The organism is Paenibacillus sp. YIM B09110, assembly GCF_037167145.1.
Taxonomy (GTDB): domain Bacteria; phylum Bacillota; class Bacilli; order Paenibacillales; family Paenibacillaceae; genus Pristimantibacillus.
Genome location: NZ_JBANSP010000039.1, coordinates 12,997 through 33,688, shown reverse-complemented (window position 1 = coordinate 33,688; position 20,692 = coordinate 12,997). Strand labels below are relative to the sequence as shown.

8 protein-coding genes and 1 pseudogene are annotated in these 20,692 nt (G+C 50.1%); all 9 read left to right on the top strand.

All coding sequences use genetic code 11. The annotated features are described in order from the left end of the window. Positions 1-23: 23 nt before the first annotated feature. The 9 genes and pseudogenes from V8F51_RS29760 (at position 24) to V8F51_RS29720 (ending at position 20,690) form a co-directional block, all read left to right on the top strand. A complete protein-coding gene (locus V8F51_RS29760) occupies positions 24-9,338 on the top strand; it encodes an S-layer homology domain-containing protein (RefSeq protein WP_337104134.1) in 9,315 nt (3,104 codons plus the stop codon). 185 nt (positions 9,339-9,523) lie between these two features. Then, positions 9,524-12,616, top strand: a complete 3,093-nt coding sequence (locus V8F51_RS29755) for an ATP-binding protein (protein WP_337104133.1) — start codon at positions 9,524-9,526, stop codon at positions 12,614-12,616. Positions 12,617-12,674: 58 nt separating this feature from the next. Then, positions 12,675-13,763, top strand: coding sequence for a response regulator (locus V8F51_RS29750; protein WP_337104132.1), 1,089 nt, complete (start codon positions 12,675-12,677; stop codon positions 13,761-13,763). 90 nt (positions 13,764-13,853) lie between these two features. Beyond that, positions 13,854-14,294, top strand: a pseudogene (locus V8F51_RS29745) (cupin domain-containing protein); the annotation flags it as partial. Between the two features lie 111 nt (positions 14,295-14,405). Then, a complete protein-coding gene (locus V8F51_RS29740; RefSeq protein ID WP_337104131.1) occupies positions 14,406-14,672 on the top strand; it encodes a metal-sensitive transcriptional regulator in 267 nt (88 codons plus the stop codon). Positions 14,673-14,919: 247 nt separating this feature from the next. Continuing rightward, positions 14,920-17,913, top strand: coding sequence for a sulfotransferase (locus V8F51_RS29735; protein WP_337104130.1), 2,994 nt, complete (start codon positions 14,920-14,922; stop codon positions 17,911-17,913). Positions 17,914-17,929: 16 nt separating this feature from the next. Next, a complete protein-coding gene (locus tag V8F51_RS29730; protein WP_337104129.1) occupies positions 17,930-19,009 on the top strand; it encodes a glycosyltransferase in 1,080 nt (359 codons plus the stop codon). Positions 19,010-19,041: 32 nt separating this feature from the next. Continuing rightward, entirely contained in the window at positions 19,042-20,223 is a 1,182-nt protein-coding gene (locus tag V8F51_RS29725) for an ArnT family glycosyltransferase (protein WP_337104128.1), read from the top strand. Continuing rightward, positions 20,220-20,690 (top strand): hypothetical protein, encoded by a 471-nt coding sequence (locus V8F51_RS29720; protein WP_337104127.1) that lies wholly within the window; start codon positions 20,220-20,222, stop codon positions 20,688-20,690. Before V8F51_RS29725 ends, V8F51_RS29720 begins: the two co-directional genes overlap by 4 nt. Positions 20,691-20,692: the final 2 nt, after the last annotated feature.

The window sequence follows — 20,692 nt, the reverse complement described above, 5'->3', positions numbered from 1 at the left end:
ACGATAGATCGGGAAGGTGTTATATGCAATTTAGGCAGAAATGGATCAAGCTGCTGTGCTGCGCATTATTGCTGCTTCCCCTCCTCCCGGGAGGGGTCCGGGCTGCCGGCGGCAGCTGGGCAGATGAGGCGGTTACGAGCTGGTATGACGAGAACTACTCAACCTACAGCATTAATTCGGCGGACATGCTTGCGGGCGTTGCGTCGCTGGTCAATAACGGGATTACCGATTTTAGCGGAAAAACGTTGCAGATTTCGTCAAGCATGTCGCTGGCAGGCAACGATTGGGTGCCAATCGGCAATGCCGAGCATCCGTTCAAAGGTATATTGATCGGTCAAGCCGGATTAAATCCGGCATTGACCGGCATAACGGTTACGGGTGCCACTTACGGCGGCTTATTAGGGTCGATGAGCGAAGCTACGGTAGGCAAGTTTACGATTTCCGGCACGGTGAAGGCGGAATCCTCCGCTGAAGCGGCTGCCGGAGCAATTGTAGGGTATATGGACGGGAACAGTACGATTCTGGATGTGACCAGCACGGTTGCTGTCCAAGCGTCTGGCGCAGATCCCGGCATTGTCTATGCGGGGGGAATCGCAGGCAGTGCCTCTGGACTTCTTTCTAATGTAGTCAATCACGGAAGCGTGTCGCTTGTCGGCGCAGGCGATGCGATGGCGGGAGGCATTGCAGGCGCGACAAACGGCGAGCTGCAGATTAAGAAGGCTGAGAACACCGGTACGGTAAGCATCGCCGATGCCGTAGGCAGAGCCGATGCGGGAGGCATTATCGGATTGGCGTCCGAGCCGCTCTTGATGGCAGAGGGGCAAACCGCGTTCCGTAACAGCGGCGATCTGTTCGCCGAGAACACGGGCGGAGGCGGTATCGGGGGAATTGTCGGTCGTGTGGCTGCTGAGGCATCGGTTGAGTTCTCCGACCAAACCTTCCATACAGGGAGGATTTCGGTGAGCTCGCCTGGTGCTGATGGCAGTGCCGCCGGCGGATTGGTAGGCTTCTATGAGCCGGTCGAGGGGCTTGCAATCGAATTTGCTTTCGTTCCGTCATCGGCCGGCATTAGCAACATCGGCGGAACAGGCACGTACACAGGGGCGATTGCCGGTCTGGTGGCAGGAGATTTCGTCTGGGGAGAGGACATCAGCAACAGCGCGCAACTGTCAGCAGGAGGTATGTCGGAAATATATACCGGCGGGATTGCGGGCAAAGTACTGGGCACTGCCACCTTCCTATCTGCCGCTAAGAATAGCGCGGCGATTGGGGTTGAAGCTTACGAGAGCGGCGTGTACACCGGCGGGCTGATCGGTTTCGCCGAGACACGTCTGGTGCTCGCGAGCGATGACTCGGCTGCGTATGTGAATAGCGGCGATATTACGGTCATCGGAACAGCGTCGGACGTGTACACCGGCGGCATAGTCTCCAACATCAACTATTCCAAATCGGGGCCCAATGTCGCCAGCTTAGGCAATATTTCCGTGGGAGGAATGGAGCGGCTCTATACCGGCGGCTTTGTTGGCTATGCTTCCGGTGCGGACGCCGATATTACCGGTGAATCATACAGCGGCAATATTGAGGTTGATTCCGGCGCTTCCAGCGCCGACAGCGAAGTGTATACCGGCGGAATCGCAGGATATTACGATTTGGGAGGAACGATAGAGAGCCCCATCTTCACCGGCAAGATCGACGTGTCGGTCGTTCCCGGCAGCGGAGCTCAAACCGGAGGTATCGTTGGCGCTATAAGCGGAGGAACGATCGCCGGCGCCGTAATTGGCGGCACTACTGATATTCCTGCTCTGATTCGTTCCGGCGGAGATGCCGGAGGTGTGGCTGGTACGGCGGAAGGATCCATCGAGAATGCCGTCGTCCGCTATGCGGACATTGAGACTAGCAGCGCAGGCGGGTCCGCAGGCGGCGTGATTGGCGCAGATAGGGGCTCGCTTATTCTGGGACCGGCAACAATTGAACGAATAAGCTTGAACGCCAGCGCAGATGCGGACGGCTCCAGTCTGGGAGGCTTGGCTGGAAAGATTTCGGCGTCCGTCAGTCTGGACGCAAATGACAGAACCGTTGACCTCCGTCATATAACGGGCGTCTCAGCAGCGGAAGACTCATCGCTTGGAGGAGCGGTCGGAGATAGCGGAGCCAACATGTCTGCCTCCTACCTAAGAACGATTTCGAATATTTCCTTGGAAGCCCAAGGTGATCGCTCCGATGTCGGAGGAATTGCAGGTAGGAGCAGCGGTTCATCAGTCGGTTTGAAGGCGGATACGGTATCTATAACGGCTAGCGGATCCGACAGCAGGCTGGGCGGACTGGCAGGCAGCCTTAGCGGAGGAGCCGTTTGGAGCGGCAACGGATCCGACAGCAATAGTACAGGTCTCTCGATTGTTGCGGCCGAAGCGGCCGATGGAACGAGAATCGGCGGCATTGCAGGCGGTATATACGATTCGTCGTCGCTTCAGAGCATCGTTGCCGACAGTCCTGTCCTTAGCGCTGAAGGGGATGCCAGCATGGCGGGAGGGTTGGTCGGCGAGATGGTCGGGGGTTCGATCGCTTCCTCCATCGTTATCGGAACGCTTCCTGATTATGCGATGTTGAACGTATCCGGCAGCGGCAGCCGGGTCGGCGGTTTGGCCGGTCAAACAGAGAATGCTGCCATTACCGGCAGCGCGCCGGCAGCCAGTCTTGAGCATGTATTGGTGACCAGCGCCGAGACGGCTTCGGGAGCATATGCCGGCGGTATTGTCGGTTACAACACGGATAGCGCGATTAAGCAAGTATTCGGCTCCGTGATCAAGCTCAACGTGAAAGGTAGCGGAAGCTTCGCGGGAGGCTTGACTGGTTACAATCGGGGGGTAGCCGGATATGAGGACGAGGCTTTGGCGAAGGTGCTGCGAAGCAACAGTATCGCAGGCCTGACGATCCTTATGCCAGCTACTGCAAGCTCCTCCACTGTCGGAAGCTTGATCGGCGTGAATGATCGGAGAACCGATGAAGACTTTGACAAGGCGGCAGCTTCAGCCGTGAGCTCAATTCAGTCCAGCAAGATGACTGGAAGCGTAACGGTACACGGCGCTTCTTCTGTCGTAGGCGGTCTGGTCGGCGACAACAGGAGCTTTATTGCCAACAATAGCGTGACAGAGAAAACACCTTTGCTGGCAAGCGGCAATCTCGTTACGATTGGCGGACTGGCAGGCCAAAACTCGGGGATGCTCTATCATATGTTCTCGAATGCTGCGCTCACCGCAAGCGGCGCTTCATCGGTTATCGGCGGTATTGCGGGCGACAACGCCGGTACGATTTTGTCCTCTTATCTGGAGCATGATTTGATGATTAATAGCGGCGGAACAGCGGGCAGCTATGCCGTGATCGGAGGCTTGGCCGGCAGAAACAGCGGAACGGTGGAGCAGAGCTATACGCTATCCAAAGTGACGTCTAACGGAAACTATACGTATGCAGGAGGCCTTGTCGGAGACCATTCCGGAGAAATAATCAATGCATATGCAGGGATGGCCGTGTCGGCCAGCGGGACTGGCTCTTACAGTGGCGGATTGGCGGGGAGAATAACCGGCGGCACTGTATCCGGCAGCTATTCGGCCGGGCAGTCAACCGGTGTTCTCGGTGCTTATGCCGGCGGGTTTGCAGGCAAATATGAGAACGCGAGCAAGGAGATCATAGACAACAGCTTCTATTTGAAGGATGAAGGACTGTCTTTGAACAGCGGCGTGCTTGATTTTGGAGGAGGCACCTACAATGAGCTGAACAATTACGCCCGCTTGAGGCCTATTCTGTCTTCGGCGCTTGCCAATCAGGAGACGTTCCCGGTCATATCCGGTTGGACGTTCAGCGAAGCGGCATGGCGATACGGCTCTGCGGGGGGGCATTATAAATACCCTCAACTGAACTTGAACGGGGCAGAGACTGAGGGTCCGCGAACCGTCAGCTTGGAGTGGTACACGCGAAATCCGTCCGCCCTAACCTTTACGATTCGTACGGAGGAAGAACTCGCCGGCTTGGCGGCTATCGTTAACGGTACGGCCGCGGGAGTCGGACCATTCAGCTTTATCGGCAGAACGATCCAATTACAATCGTCCATCGATCTGAAAAATTCCGACTGGACGCCAATCGCATTCGACGAGCAGCACCCGTTCGAGGGAGTATTCAACGGCAATGATTATGCGATCAGCGATTATAAAGTATCCGGTGCAGTCCATGCAGGCTTGTTCGGCGTAATCGGCAGCGACGGCGCCGTGAGCGGGCTTGTCCTGGCGCCGATTGGCATTAGCGGCCAGACGACTGCCGGTGCGCTGGCCGGTCTGAACTTGGGCAGAGCAGAGCAAGTGAAAGCGTCGCTTGCTGAAGGCACCATCGAGGGAGCAACGGCAGTCGGTGGTCTTATCGGACGCAATGCCGGGGAAGTATCCGGCTTGTCGTTCTCGGCAGGCGGTAACGGCAAAGTTCGCAGCTCAGCCGATCAAGCTTATGTAGGCGGATTGATCGGAGACAATGGTTCCTCTTTGACCGGTGGAGCAGTAACCGTTACCTCCGGCGCAATCGAAGCTGCTGGCAGCGGGGCGCTCGTCGGTGGATTGACGGGCAGACAGAACGGCGATTTAACCGAAGCGACTCTTGTTCTTCAGAACGGCGCCGTCATTCTTGCCACAGGGACGGGCAGCGCGGCAGGCGGCATGGCAGGCAGCGCGGAATCTGGATTGGCAGAAGCGCTGAACGTAAGCTTGACGGGAGGCATGATTCAGGCGACAGGAGCGGATGCAACAGCCGGCGGCATCTTTGGACGCTCGGCCGCCTTGCAGGGAATTCGTAATTCGGAAGTGTCTGGAGACGGAAAAGCCGCTGTCATTTCCGGAATCTCCTCAGCCGGCGGCATCGTCGGCACGAAGGTTGGAGGCGGCGACGCGGCATTCGACATCGAGCAGGCTGACGTTCGAGATCTATCTATTATCTCGTCTGGAGCTGGCGCCCAGTTAGGCGGTATTGCAGGCTTCCTGTCCGAAGCCGCGGTAAATGACGTTTCGTTCAACGGTTCGCTGATGGCAACCGGCGTCAGTGCCCACGTTGGGGGAATCGCTGGCCATGCGGCTAACGTGATACTGTACAGCGTGGAGGCAGCTCCGCAAATCAGTATGACTGGCGGCTCCGAGACGAGTACGGCTGGGGGGATCGCCGGAAAGCTCGAATCCTCGAAAAGGGACGTAACGCTCGATTTCGGATATGTTGTACCGCTTTATCCAGGTGTATATGAGGCTACAGTAACGGCAGGCTCCCTCTCCATCGGCGCGATCGGCCAGACGGCGGACCTGTATGCCGGGGGAATTGCAGGAATAATGGACGGCGTTTCATTGTACAATTCGGAATCGAATCTTTCCGTTGCAGCCGCAGGAGGGAAAACGTCCTTTGCAGGCGGGGCGGTCGGCTACGCGAAGGACAGCCGCATCGTTGGCATAAGCGCTGACGGCTCCATTCAGGCCAAGGAAAGCATTCATTACAATGGGGGCGGTCTGGTCGGCCTTGCGTCCGGCGGATTCATTTTCTACGCCAAGGCGAATACGGCTGGCAGCCAGCCTGTTCACATCGGAGACAGCGTTGCGAACGGTCGCTCGGGCGTCAATTCGCATGTCGGCGGCTTTATAGGCCAAGCGGAAGGCACAGAGATTCGTTATGCTTCATCGAACCGCTCGGTCAAGGTGCAGAATGCCAACCTGTACAGCACGGTATATGCCGGGGGCTTCGCCGGGCTATTGGGCGATACGACTAGCGGCATCATTTCCGAGGCATATGCATTGGGCGGAGTAAACGCAAGCGGAGCGGCAGGCGTCTACGCCGGCGGCTTTGTGGGTGCGGCTAATGCCTACCATATTGAGCAGGCTTACGCTTCAGGCACTGTTTCCAACACTGCCTTTGATGCCAGAGGCGGCGGCTTCGCGGGAATGATCAATTATGGGACGACAATCGAAGATGCCTATTCGGATTCGCAATATGTGCGCGTAATCGGAAGCAACGGCGCGACCCGTTCCTACGCTGGGGGATTTGCGGGCTATAACGACGGCAGCATATCCCGTTCGTATGAGCGCGTGACGGAAGTATCGGCGCAAGCCGGGGGCTCCAACAGCTATATGGGCTCGTTTATCGGCTACAATTATCGCGATGGGAAGGTACAGAACTCTTATTATGAAGGAGAACTGGTCCCAATCAAGCACGATACTGCGGGTGCCTTGCAAAGCGCGAACGTAACGCGTGTTTCCTTCACTGCGGACAGCAAGCCGGAGGGCTGGAGCTTTGCGGGCGGCAATCCCGTATGGTTCTATGCGGCAGGGGCACAAGGACATCGCTCTTACGCTCCGAAGCTGCTTGGACTGGCCGAGTGGCGTTTCTCGCCGGACTTTGGCTTTGTAACCAAAACCGTAAAGGGAGAGACGGCAATCGAAGCGGGTTCTGCCGAGAAGCTTGCGGCACTTGCTCTAATGATTGATGATGCGGACGGCTCGTTGTATAAGCTGTTCGACCCAGCGGGTAACGGTCCTCTCGATATCGGAAGCATCACGCTTGCGGCCGATATTTCTCTGGCGGGCAAGCCGTGGCTGCCTATTGCAAGCTTTGCGCAAGTTCTTGAAGGCGCCGGATATATGATTTCCGGATTGACCATGGACGGAACGGAAATAGACGGTTACGGTCTTGTTGCTGAGAACCGCGGCACGATTCGCAATCTGAAGCTGGCAGACGCTGCCGTATTCGGCGGATCTGGACTTGGCTTGATTGCCGGCGTGAATGCGCCGGAGGGAATGATATCTCAAGTGACGGTTACAGACAGTCTCTTATTCGGGCTAGGAGATCTCGTCGGCGGCGTAGTTGGCCGCAACAGCGGGACGATAGAAAGCGTCGCCGTCAAGGGAGCGACGATTAACGGGAGGAACGCGGTTGGCGGAGTTGCGGGCAGCAATACTGGCGCCATAACCGACTCCTTTGCCAAGGCAGCAGTTAAGGCTGACTATACGGAAGGTGCTGGAGCGGCAGGCGGCATCGCAGGACTTCATGAAACCGGAGGAAGAATACTTCGCAGCTTTACTTACTCCGAGGTTGCGGCAGAGGCAGCCGATGCGACGGCAGGCGGTATCGCTGGATTCAGCAGAGGCGCTATTACCGATAGCTATAGCAGCGGCACAGCGGAGGCTAAGGGCCTTGAGTTCGCCCGAGCGGGCGGCATTGCCGGCTATGCGGCTCACGGAACACTGACAACCAACTTGAGCGGAGGGCAGGCTGAAGCCAGCGTCGCCGGTAGTCTGGCCAAAGGCAAGACCTTCTTCGGAGGCGTCGCCGGACAGCTTGGAGACGCGGCTGTGCTAGTCAATAACTACTACGACGCGCAGATGCTGCAGCAGCCGATTGCGTACTATCTGCCGATAGGAACGAAGTTAAGCGGTGAAGCCGGGAAGGCGGAAGGCAAGAGTACTTCCGAATTGACCGGAGGCGTGCTGCCTGTGGGAATAAGCGCCTCTACATGGATAGCTGCCAGTGGATTTTATCCGCAGCTAGCTTCGTTCAGCGGCTCCCTGGACAGCCAATTGTCTACCGTGGCGGTTATGCTGGCGAATGGGGATACGGCGTACAAGGTAAGAGGAAGCTACGGCAAGACGCCGGACGCTTCCATTGGCTGGTCAGCAGAAGGTACGGCGCCGATTGTGCTGACGGCGGTCAAGAACGGGGCAAGCCGTACGATTGCCATTAATAAGACGGCATTCCGCTATGCCGAGACGGCGACAGCGCCTGAGTCGTCCACAGAGCGAAGCTTCAAGGACAAAACGAATGTTGTATTGACGACCGGCGAGACGGGCGGAACCATTTACTATACGGTTGACGGCTCCGAGCCTAGCGAAGCATCGAAGCTCTATACACGCTCGATCGAGCTAGCAGCTTCCGCAGTCATTAAAGCGATAACTGTAGTAGAAGGCAAAAACGACAGCGACTTGCTAGTCGCCGAGTTTACGAAAACGACAATCACTGATGGCGGCACAGACGGCGGCGACGGCGGCGGTGGTGACATTGGTGGCGGCGATATAGGAATTGATATCCAGCCGGACCGGATCGTCGATGTGATGGTAAACGGCAAGTCACAGGCTATCGGCCAGGAGAGCTCTGTAACGGTGAGGGGTCGTACGACAACTACAATAGCCATTCGGGAAGATCTGCTGGCCAAGCTTCTTAACGGGCTAGCAGGGCAAGTCGAAGTTGACATCGTCTTCGGCACTTCTGCGGATGTGTATCGGGCTGAGCTGAGCGGTCAAATGATTGGGCAAATGGCCGATCATGGCGCTTTTATTCGGATTACTGCAGGCGCGGTATCCTACAGGTTAGCGGCTAAGGAGCTGCAGGCTCAGTCAGCCGGCGCTTCAGTTGTTCGTCTCGAAGTCGCCGCTCCTGCGTCCAATGCCCAAGGTATGAGGCAATTGCAGCAAGGCGCGGCTGAGGGGCATTACAACATCCTTGCGAAGGCAACCGAGTTCCGGGCTCTATATATGAAGGATGGAAAAAGCGTAGAGCTGAGCACGCTGAGCGGTTATGCCGAGCGTACCATTGAGCTCTCGGAAGAAGCCGCGAAGCATGCAGTCGCTGTGATGCTTGCCAGCGACGGGAGTCTTATTCCAATGCCAACGCGGGTTGTATATGCGGACGGCGTCTGGAAGGCTGTGGTCAAGAGCTTGTCTGGAAGCGGCATAATCGCGGTCATAACCGGGTCATCGGCGGGCTTCGCCGATGTACAGTCTCATTGGGCAAAGCAGGCGATAGAGGATTTAGCTTTCCGCATGATTGTCAGTGGAACGGGCGCAGGCAGATTCGAGCCGGGACGAAGTATAACCCGAGCCGAATTCGCGGCTATTATTGTTAAAGCGTTGGGACTGCCGCAAGCAGTTGGTTCAGCCGACGTCACTTTCCTTGATGTTGACGCTAAGGCATGGTACTCACCCTATATCAAGACTGTGAATGCTTACGGACTAGTCACCGGCTATCCGGACGGCCGATTCGGAGCGAATGATACGATCAGCCGGCAGCAGGCGATGACGATTTTATCAAGAGCGATGAGCCTGGCCGGTTACAAATCGGAAGTTACCGCAGCGGAAGCAGATGAGCTGCTGAAGAGCTACGCCGATGTTGACAGCATTGCCGACTATGCGAAGACGGGGATCGCTGAGAGTATCAAAGCTGGGCTTGTCTCCGGCAGAAGCAGATCAGAGATCGCTCCTGCCGAACCGATGACCAGAGCCGAAGTTGCGGTTATCGTTCAGAAGCTGCTGAAGTTGACCGAATTGATCTAGTGCAGCTTGTTGCAGCCGAATAGGAAACGACAATGGCCGCGTACGCAACCCTTGAGGGAGCGACGCGGCCGTTGCCGTGAGTGAGTACGAGAGCAACTATACCAGGTTCATAGTTTACCGCGCTTTTGTGAGTTTTTTGAGAGAGATTGATGATATAATGGAGCCAACTTTGCAGGAAAACGGGGTTGAACGCAATCGACACACATACGAATAGACGCAAACTTGCGGGGGTTGCGATCATCATCTTGCTCTCTTTCGCTTTATTTGCCGGCATCTACTCTCAGACTCTTCCAAGCAAAGGAGTCCCTCTGGCAGAGGAAGGCGTGCTTGATTTGACGGAATGGGATTTTGACAATAAAGGCTTCGTCATGCTGGACGGAGAATGGGAATTTCATGAGGGCATGCTGCTAACGCCAGAAGATTTTCACAATGTCCAAAAGAAGGATATCACCTATCTGGAGGTACCGGGCTCATGGCAAGGACATACTAGCGAAGGCGGCATGGAACGCCGGGGGTACGGCACCTACCGGCTTAAAGTTTTAGTCTCTGATCCTGACGAGCTGTACGGTATTAAGATCCGCAGCATTCGGATGGCCAACCGTCTGTTTATCGACGATAACGTGGAAGGCGGGAGCGGATTGCCGCATCATGTCAATGCAGCGGCCAAACCCGGCAACACCCCTTACACCGTGATTTTTAAGCCGTCGGACAATGAAATCGAAATCATCATTCAAGTATCAAACTATGTTTTTGTTACTGGCGGTATCGTCATTTCCATCCCGTTCGGCCTGCAAGAGGACATTACAACATTAAATGGAATCCAACTGGGAACCGATATTGCGGCGATCTTCGTCCTAGGCATGTTCGGCGCATACCACGTCAGCTTCTATTTTCTTGGACGCAGAGAGAAAACGTATTTGCTTAGCGGTCTTTATCTGCTTATTCTTGTCGTACAGAAATCCGTTTACGGCGAAAAAATATTGCAACAGCTGTTTCCTGGACTGCCCTTCGATATAGCCTATAAGCTTCTCGATATTAGTGAGTTTGCAAGTGCTGCAGTCATCATTATGTTCTTCTACTGCATCGATGCTCGGCTTATGTCCGTTCAAAAGCTGCGCTTAACCTTATTGCCTATCCTTTTATATATCGGCGCTGTTATTTTACTGCCCTATCGTTTGCATATTGAGTTGAAATATTGGTTTTTTGTGTATATCGGCGTTGCTGTCCTGGCTATTATTACGCGGATGATCTATTTATATAGCAACTTCCGCGATGATACATATGACCGCTCCGAGCAATTGCTATTTATCGGCGGCAGCCTTTCATTGCTCGTATTTCTAGTCGACGGCGGCCTATATGCGGAAAATATCGTTTCGACCGACATGGTGGGCAAGTTTGGCATTATTTGTTTCATTGTGTTCATGAATATTCTGCTCGCCGTAAGGTTTGCAAAAGCCTATGAGGATTCGGAGCGGCTGTCGCGCCAGCTCATGATCGCGGGTCAATTGAAGGATGAGTTCCTAACCCAAACGTCGCATGAAATCAAAACGCCTTTGCACGGCATATTGAATATAACTTCCTATCTGCTCGATGACTCGGAGCGTAATTTAACCGCTAAGCAGAAACAGCATTTATGGCTCGTCAAAGATACTTCAATGAAGCTGTCGATGCTCGTTAATGATTTGATTGACGTAACGCGTCTCAGGCAGAACGAGCTTCGTTTACAGCCCAAAGCGGTCGAGGTCAGAGGAACCGTACAAATCGTCATCGATATGCTTCAATTCGAGCTGGCCGGCAAGACGGTAAGGCTGGTTAACGAGGTCGAGCGCGATGTGTGGGTCGTGGCGGATGAGAACCGGCTGCGACAAATCGTCTACAATCTTATACATAACGCTATTAGACATACCGACAATGGCATGATTACCGTTAGCGCACACATCTCGGAAAGGCAGACGGCCATCTCGGTCGAAGACACCGGAAGAGGTATTCCGCTGGACAAGCACGAGGCGATATTCGGGTACTTCGAGCAAGCGGAAGAGCCTTTGCCGCTGGACGGCTACACAGGACTCGGCGTCGGCTTATACATAAGCCGCAAGCTTACGGAGCAAATGGGGGGCAATATACGCGTCGCCTGGTCGGAAGTCGGACGCGGTACGCGAATGACCTTTATGCTCCCGGGCGTGGAGCACATGCAAAGTTACATGCAATCGGCCTCTGCGGCTGAATTGTCGGATCCGCACCGGTTCCATATGGATATGGACGAGCTCGACATTTTGGAAGACCACGAACGCAGCGTTCTGATCGTCGATGACGAAGCGTCCAACATCCATACGCTCTTGACTATTTTAAGAAGGCAGCCGTATAACGTCATTGTTGCCTTTTCGGCGCAGGAGGCGTTGTCGAAGCTTAAGGAGCATGCTCGCATCGATCTTGTTATTCTCGATGTAATGATGCCGCATATGTCGGGCATTGAGCTTTGTCAAATTTTGCGCAGCCAGTATTCCATTATCGATCTGCCCATTCTATTCGCAACGGCTCGAGACACACAGCAGGATATCGCGCTCGGCTTCCGGGCTGGAGCGAACGATTATGTGACGAAGCCGTTCGACAGCGAGACGTTGCTTGCCCGGATCCATACGCTGCTTGCGATGAAAACGTCGATGCAAGAAGCAATCCGGAGTGAGCTTGCATTCCATCAAGCTCAAATCAAACCTCATTTTCTTTACAATGCGCTAAGCAGCGTCATTTCGTTCTGCTACACGGACGGCGTCAAGGCGGCTTATTTGCTGTCCATGCTGAGCAAGTATTTAAGGTTTATTTTGGATATGGACCGCACGGTCCTGAAAGTTCCTCTCCATCGCGAGTTGGAGCTTACCGAAGCATACATCGAGATCGAAAAAGCACGTTTCGGCGAGCGTTTCGACTTCATCTGTTATGCGGATGAGAGCATTCGAAGCGTTGCGATTCCGTCATTATGCATCCAGCCGCTTGTGGAAAACGCGATCCGTCACGGTTTGTTCGAAACCGACAGCGGCGGACTTGTAACGCTCAGCATCGCAGAGGGTGACGGCTACATTCAAGTAACCGTGGAGGATAACGGAGTCGGCATGCCTGATGATCTGATTTACCGTCTGTCTACGGATAAGCATCCGCAAGGCAGCATCGGCATCGCTAATATACGCAAACGCCTAGAGGCTATTCAAGGGGCGACATTTGCCATCGATTCAAAGCTTGGCTTCGGGACGAAGGTTACGATGTTTTTGCCGATTGAAGATTGATGAAGTTGAGGTAAACAGGCTGAAAACAGGCGGCTATGGCCCGCCAAGGGGGGACATTATGTTTCGCGTTATAATCGTAGAGGACGAAAAGCCAATCCTGAACTTAATGAAAGTCATCATCGGGCAAAATCCGCATTACACGATTTTGAATGCGTTCAGCAATCCGTTAGAGGCGCTGGAGAGGATGGCTGAACTGAAGCCGGATATCGCTTTTTTGGATGTAGAAATGCCTAAAATGAGCGGTATAGCCTTAGCGGAGAAAATCGGAGAGTTGTCTGAGTATACAAAGATCGTATTTACGACGGCCTACAAGCAGTATGCGCTCGACGCTTTTCAAGTGTATGCCTTCGATTATATATTGAAGCCCGTTACGCCAGATGCCATCGAGCGTATTGCGAATCGGCTGCTAAAGCTGCAGCTCTCTTCTCCATTAGTCTCCGCGTATTTACCGGCTTATAGTCCGATTAGCTGCTTTGGCGGCTTTGATGTACGGAATGGAACGGGGACGCAATCTGTTCGGTTTCCGACCCGTAAATCGGAGGAACTGCTAGCCTATTTCCTTTGCCACCCTCGCCGTGATATAAGCAAATGGCGCATTATCGACCTTCTGTGGCCCGAACTTCCTGAGGAGCGCGCGCTTCACAACCTGCACAATACGATATACCGCTTAAAAAAACTGACGAAGGAGCACGGACTATCGCTCGATATTCAAAAAACAAATGACGGCTACCTGCTCGAGCCGCTCCAAACCGTTTACGACGCACTTGAATATGAACAGCTTGAAACGGTGCTGACAGAAGAGTTTGCCGATATACCGCAAGCGGAGCGCCTTAGCTCATTGTATAAAGGGCCGCTGCTGGCAGGCAAAGATTATTTGTGGAAAGCATCGCTGGAGGAAAACTATGCGCGCAAATACAATTGGTTGATTCGTAACCTAGTGCTGCACGACTTTGCTATGGAGAATTGGAGCAAATCCGAGTCTCGTCTGCAGGATTATCTGTCCATATATCCGCTGCAGGAAGAGATGAATAGACTATTGCTCAAGTTGTACAACAGCATCGGAGATGTTCACAAAGCGGCGGCGCACTCTGCAAGGTTCGAAGAGCTGTGTCTCAATGAATTTGGTGTCGATCCGCTTTCGGTTTAGGCTCTTACCTATTTTGCAACCCTTTCATTAGGCGATTGCATAGGATAAAGGAACTTAATCGCGAAGAGGAGAATGAGCGTGTATCCTTTGAATTATAGCAACTGGAATCGATATCATGAATACATGAGAATAACGGATTATGGACAAAGGCCGCTAGTCGTGGATATCGAGCAGGCTGCCGAACAAAACGCTACTTATCGAACGGCGCTATGGACAGGGAAGTACTTTCAAGTAACCCTTATGAGCATTAATGTCGGAGACGATATAGGACTGGAAGTTCATCCGACGACCGATCAATTTATTCGGATTGAGGAAGGCCAAGGATTCGTTCAAATGGGTGATCGCAAGGAAGTATTGGATTTTCAAGTAATGGCTCGAGACGGCTATGCGATTATGATACCAGCAGGCAAATGGCACAACGTAACGAATACGGGGAATACCCCGCTTAAATTGTATGTAATCTATGCGCCTCCCCACCATCCATTCGGCACGGTTCAACCAACGAAGGCCGATGCCTTGTCTGCTGAATAAGGATCCGGTTCGATTATCGTCCTACTCGTTCATATAATACTGGATTGACCTCCCGATTTGCGTTATCTTATACGTATACAGGTATAGGACAGATTAGAGGAGCTGATGCAAGTGGCTTATCATTATAATGATGAGATGAAGAAACGACTTCGACGTCTGGAAGGACAAGTTCGTGGCGTACTAAGACTGATGGAGGAAGAAAAGAACTGCAAGGATGTCATTACCCAGCTGTCGGCAGTCCGCAACGCGGCAGACAAAGCGATCGCGCAGATCGTAGCTGAGAATCTGCAGCAATGCATCCTGGAGGAGCAGCAATCCGGCGGGGATACGAACAAAGTAGTGAAGGAAGCGATCGAGCTGCTAGTGAAGAGCCGTTAAAAAAAGTTAGAATCAAAATAAAGAACCTGCAATAGGGATATGACAATCACTGCGAGCGCAGAGAATAATCATCCTACTTGCAGGTTTTCTTTTCGAGAAAAACAGATTTGATCAAATTTGCCTGCAGGATTCCGATATATATATGAGTGATGATGATGCAATTTGTCTATTTACAAAGGATTTTGAGGTTTCTTGTCGAATATTCTTCACTTTAAGTTACAGTGCCTTATGAAATGGAGTGCGCATCATGTTTTATACGACTAGAGCAATAATTATTTTAGGAATGCATCGAAGCGGGACTTCACTGATTGCCAGAACGGTTGGCTCTCTCGGCGTTTATTTAGGACAGGATGCCGATATGATGCCGCAAGGAGAAGATAATCCTGAGGGGTTCTGGGAGCTTACCAGTATCGTTCAACTGCACGAGAAAATATTGAATAAGCTTGCTTCCTCATGGGACACGACCAAGCCTCTTCCTGATGAGTGGTGGCTAAGCAATGATATAGAGCCATTTAAGAACGAAATGAAGAATATAATTTCTTCTTATTTTTCCGGTAAAAAGGTATGGGGTTGGAAAGACCCAAGAACTTGCTTATTGCTTCCTCTATGGAAAGAAGTGTTGAAAGAACTGCACATAGATGCAAGCTTCGTTCTGTGTGTACGCAATCCGCTAGGTGTCGCTGCCTCTCTAAACAAAAGGGATCGTTTCTCCTTCGAGAAATCATATGCGCTATGGTCGTTGTATACGCTGCACGGCTTGTATTACTCCAATGGGGAAAAGCGAACTGTTATTTCATACGAGGAATTAATGGAAAAGCCCAATGAAGTCTGCCAACGTCTTCAGAAATTTTTGGGATGTTCGGATGAGCCTAAAATACGAGAGATCGCTGTCGCTGCTGTCAATAAAAATCTCAGGCACGATCAATTTTCAATCGATGATCTATTTCATGAGCCGGCCTCTCCTGCCGACGTTCAAACGTTGTATCGTTCTATGCTGGATATGACGACTAATGAGAATAAACATTTTATTGAGTTTGAAAGATGGGTTGTTCAAACTTTACAGAATTTTAAACAGATTTCATCCATTTTAAGCCATACGCCTAGTCATAGAATGCAAGTATTTTGGGGGGATGAGCAGGGGCATTTTTCCGAAACGAGTTCAAAGTTTGTAACAATAGAGGTAGGTTCGTCTCCAGTGCGCTATCGGGCTACTATTCCAAAGTTTGCTGGAAATACATTGCGGATAGATCCTTTGAACCGGATAGGTTTTGTACAAGTTACAGAGTTGAAATTATCCTGCGGTAACTCCTCATATGATCTCATTGATCTGTGTCCCATAGCGTATATGGACTTTATCCGAGTAACCGATAAACAGGATGAAATTATTGGAATCAGCATTAGTAACGATCCGCATATTATTCTCTCCGATCTCCCCGCCTACGATGGAGAAGTCGTGCTAAGCATTGAGATAGCCGTTTCATTTGAACTGAGTAAAGAGATCGTGAAGAGGATTAAAGCTTTGCCTACGATGGCCCAAATCTCCAGTACATTGCAAGCTATGGACGCTAGACTGCTGGGCTGGGAGAAAAGCCACATCGAGGCGGAAAATAACTTGAAAATGATCAACTCACTGCATCAGCAGTTGCAGGAGCGCGAGAGTTCGATTAATGAACTCGCAGTTCAGTCCGAGATACAGCTTGAATTGTTGGAAAGAATGTCTGACGAATACAAGCAGTTACAAGAGAAGCATGAAGAACAAGAACGTTTGCTAAATGATCGGGCTAATAATTTGGAGGACAAAAATCAAGAAGCAGAATCGGATGTAGTAAATGTTTTGCGCAATCAGCTTGAGCGGAAAACAGAGGAAGCAGAACGTTATCGCCAAGAGATTAGTTTGTATGGCAATTCATTATCCTGGAAGGTAACTAAACCGATCCGTCAATCTGCGGAACTTCTTAGACGAGCCAAAAGACGAGCAAAACGTTTGCTCAAAAAACGTATTAACCAGTTGAAAATGATTCGTTATAAGAGTCAGTCTATTCATGGACTACCGACCATCTTTGACTATGATAATTATGCCCTTGTCGTCTCTCATACGAATTTCTTGGTTTCGATGGGGGGGACAGAGAAATATATCCTTGAACAATCGGCGTATTTGGCCGAATACAATATTGGAACAATCGGAATATTTCCCGGCCAGCAATATGAATTTCTTGCTGATCTGGAAGTAACGCAGTATGGCGTAATTGTTGACGGTAAGGTGAAAGGTTACTACAGTATTGACCAAGTGGTTGATTGGGTTGTAAAAATGGCCAAGCATATAGGAAGCATGTACTCCCATCACTTGTTATACTGGAATTTTGGCGATTATGCGAAGCTACTTAGGAAGGCGCAGGAGGAATCGATCCGACATACGTTTTTTATGCACGATTTCTTTGCTCTTTGTTCTAGTTATCATCTCATGTATGAACCAGCTAATGTGGATTCATTTCAGAATGTTCATCAGAGATCATGTATCCCCGAGCTTACTCAAGCGCAGGTAGGTTGCGCTTCTATCTGTACAAGCTGTACTCATTACAATAAATTGTCTACGTGGAGAGAAGCGACAAAAATAATTATTGATTCGGCTTATCAGGTTGTCGTACCCTCCGATTTTGTAAAGGATACGGTACTATCTGTGTTCGGCGATGTTTGTCATAAAATTAAAACACATGGGCATCTCACGTTTAGCGGACAGCATTTCGTACACAAACCTAGGCATGAGAGGAAAATCCGTCTCGCATACCTGGGATACAAAATGGACAATAAGGGCTGGGCACTGTGGGAAAAACTTTATCAAAATGAGCAATTGAATGGAATTTACGAGTTTCATCATGTAGGCTCAGCACAAAATTATGATAAAAACGTCGTCTGTCATAGCTATTCTTTCGTAACTCATGGCAATATGGCTGCTGTAAATATTCTCATCGAGCAACAAATCGATGTAGTATTGCTTTGGTCGATTGTACCGGAGAGTTATTCTTATACCTTGCATGAAGCCATTGCAGCGGGCGTCCCCGTACTGACCTCGCCCAAAAGCGGCAATATTGCTAATACCCTGCAGCTGCATCCTGAACTCGGCAAAGTACTGGGAGGCGAGGAACAACTGATGGCCTTCTTGCATGATGAACAATCAGTACGGAATTTTAACTCGGGCGAACGAGCTCGCTATCAACTTGCATATAATCATTTGCCCGAATAAGAGAGGGGTTTACTCTATGATTGTTACGACCTCGATTTGTGCTAACTATTTGCCGAAAGCGATGGTTTTGGCGAAATCAGTAAAAGAAACAAATCCCGATATTAAATTTGTGGTTTGTTTATTGGAGAGACATACGCATCCCGCTGCGGAGGCTTATGAATATTTTGATGAAATTGTGTTGGCTAAGGATCTGGGGTTTGAACATTTTGAAAAAATGATTTTTAAACATTCGATTGTGGAAGCCTCGACAGCAGTAAAGGGCCAGCTCTTTGTTTATTTGTGGGAGACCTACAGCGAAGAAAACAAGTTTGTTTATCTGGACCCCGATATCCAGGTCTATGACGAGCTTGTTGAAATGACAGAAGCTCTGGATCGACATGGAATTGTATTGACGCCTCATCTTTGTCATCCTGAGGATATTATGGACGCCGTCATGGATAATGAATTAAGCGCGTTACAACATGGTGTTTTCAACCTAGGTTTCCTGGCAATCGGTAGAACAGCTTCGGGCGAAGGAGAGCGTTTTATAAGGTGGTGGGCGAGTAGGCTAGCCATGTTTTGTTACGATGACATCCCGCGGGGAATCTTCACCGATCAAAAGTGGATCGATCTTGCTCCTTGCTATTTCGATGTTTATATTTTGAAACACCCTGGCTACAATGTTGCCCCTTGGAACTTATCGAAAAGAAAAATAACTTATACTCAAGGTTTTCAGGTTAACGGAGAAAAGCTGCGCTTTTTTCACTATTCAGGGTTTGATTCTGGCGCGAATGAAGGCATGATTAAAAAATATGTACCGGATAAAAGCAATGCGGTCTATCAACTGAGAGATGCTTATGTTCAAGATCTAAATGCTAGGGGACAAGATCAATTGGGACGTACACCTTGGTCATATGACTGCTATTATGATGGAAAACCGATCTCGCGAGCTGCAAGAATTTCTTATCGGGATGTACCTGAGCTTTTTTATGTTGTTGATAATCCGTTCAATAAAAACGATTCGTTTTATCTAAATTATCAAAGTATCCATCAAAGTGCCCAGCAAGTCATCAGACAAGGAAAAAACTTAATTAAACGTTTGCTAAAAAGGGTGTGAACACAACTACATTTGACTGGGGAGTTAAAGCATTGAATAAATGGATTTATGTAGTGCTCGCTATCGCTTTAGGTTTACGAGTTTATTATATTGTTACCAATACATTTCCTCCGCTCGAAGGAGATGCTTTTGGTTATGACAAGATGGCTAAGCAGTTTTTGGATACCGGTGTGCTCGGATACTTGAAAACCACGCCGAATGCCTTTGTTATGCCAGGTTTTCCTGTTTTGCTATCAGCGGTTTACCTTATATTTGGAACGGATTTGATTTGGTTTCGTCTTTTGCAAGTCATATTGAGCGTCATCACGCTATTTGTTGTATATAAAATCTCTCAAAAGTTTATGAAAGAAAGTTATTGTATATTAATTGCGGCAATTATGGCTATCTATCCAGGCTTCATCTATGCGAATGGACTCGTATTGACAGAGGTAAGCTTTACGCTGCTGATGGCTTTGTTCCTATGGATGTTATGGCTTGGTGTTGAGAGTGGCAGCAAGATACATTTAGTGCTGTGCGGAGCTTGTTTAGGAATGAGCGTCATGTTCAGACCAACGCTAGCTACGCTGATTGTGCCGATTATTGCGTTCTTTATTATGCAAGTTCCCTCAAAGAAGCGAATACTTCAGTCGATTCTCTATGTCGGTTTGAGTTCATTCGTCCTTGTATTGCCATGGTGGATTAGAAATTATCTATTGTTCGATAAGCTTGTTTTATTTACGACATCCGGGGGCAATCCGTTTCTTTGGGGCGTTCATCCCTATCTTATTGGAGTGTTAGATACGTTTAATGCTATCTATAAGTTGAATCCGGACGAGCTTTCGCGCAATCAGCTATGGACGAGCAAAGCTAAAGAGATGTTTGCGGATCAAATGCATAATGGATTATTTATTAAATGGTTTGTTTTTGGGAAGATGAATTTATTTTGGAAGCTGCCTTGGGTCGAAAATGGCGAGATCGCGCATTTATTAGAAAAGCTTAGAAATCCGTTGCATCTCCTATTAGTGATCGGCGGTTGGATTGGTATTTGGCTTAGCGTGATTCGCAGAAGTCCTTTGCAATGGATTGCAGTTGTGATGATTTCTTACACAATTTTGCATCAAGTCATGCTGGCAATTCCCAGATATGCATTCCCGGTCATGCCTTATATGATTATTATGTTTGTTTATGTATTATCTTCAGCAACTGATCTACTGAGGAAGAGGTTAGCGCGATGATACGTAAAATTTGCTTGGTTTTAACAACGATTTGCCTGTTGATGGTAATTGGCGGGCTTCTATTAAACCGGGATAGGGAAGAAATGCGTTGGAAGCAAAATGGAAGTATAGAGCTAAATCATGAAGTGTACACCAATATGAATGAATGGACAGCCTATAACATTTTGAAAGACGGGGATTGGGAATCAACAAGCATTGATCCGATTCTAATTAGTCCACTCTTTGCGGCTGCCGATGGGAAAAAAACCTACCTTCATATCAAGATGGTTACGGACAGCGATCGAATTCAAGTGTTCTGGAGAGGACGTAATGAGGACTTTGCAGAAGAACGAAGTAAAGTGTTTGACAATCATTCTGCCATCGAATTAATGCTTGAAGGTGATGTAGAACAAATTCGCATCGATCCGGCTGAACAACCAGGAGTTAGCTTTGAGATACATCAAGTTGATGTGAAAAGATACAAGTAGGA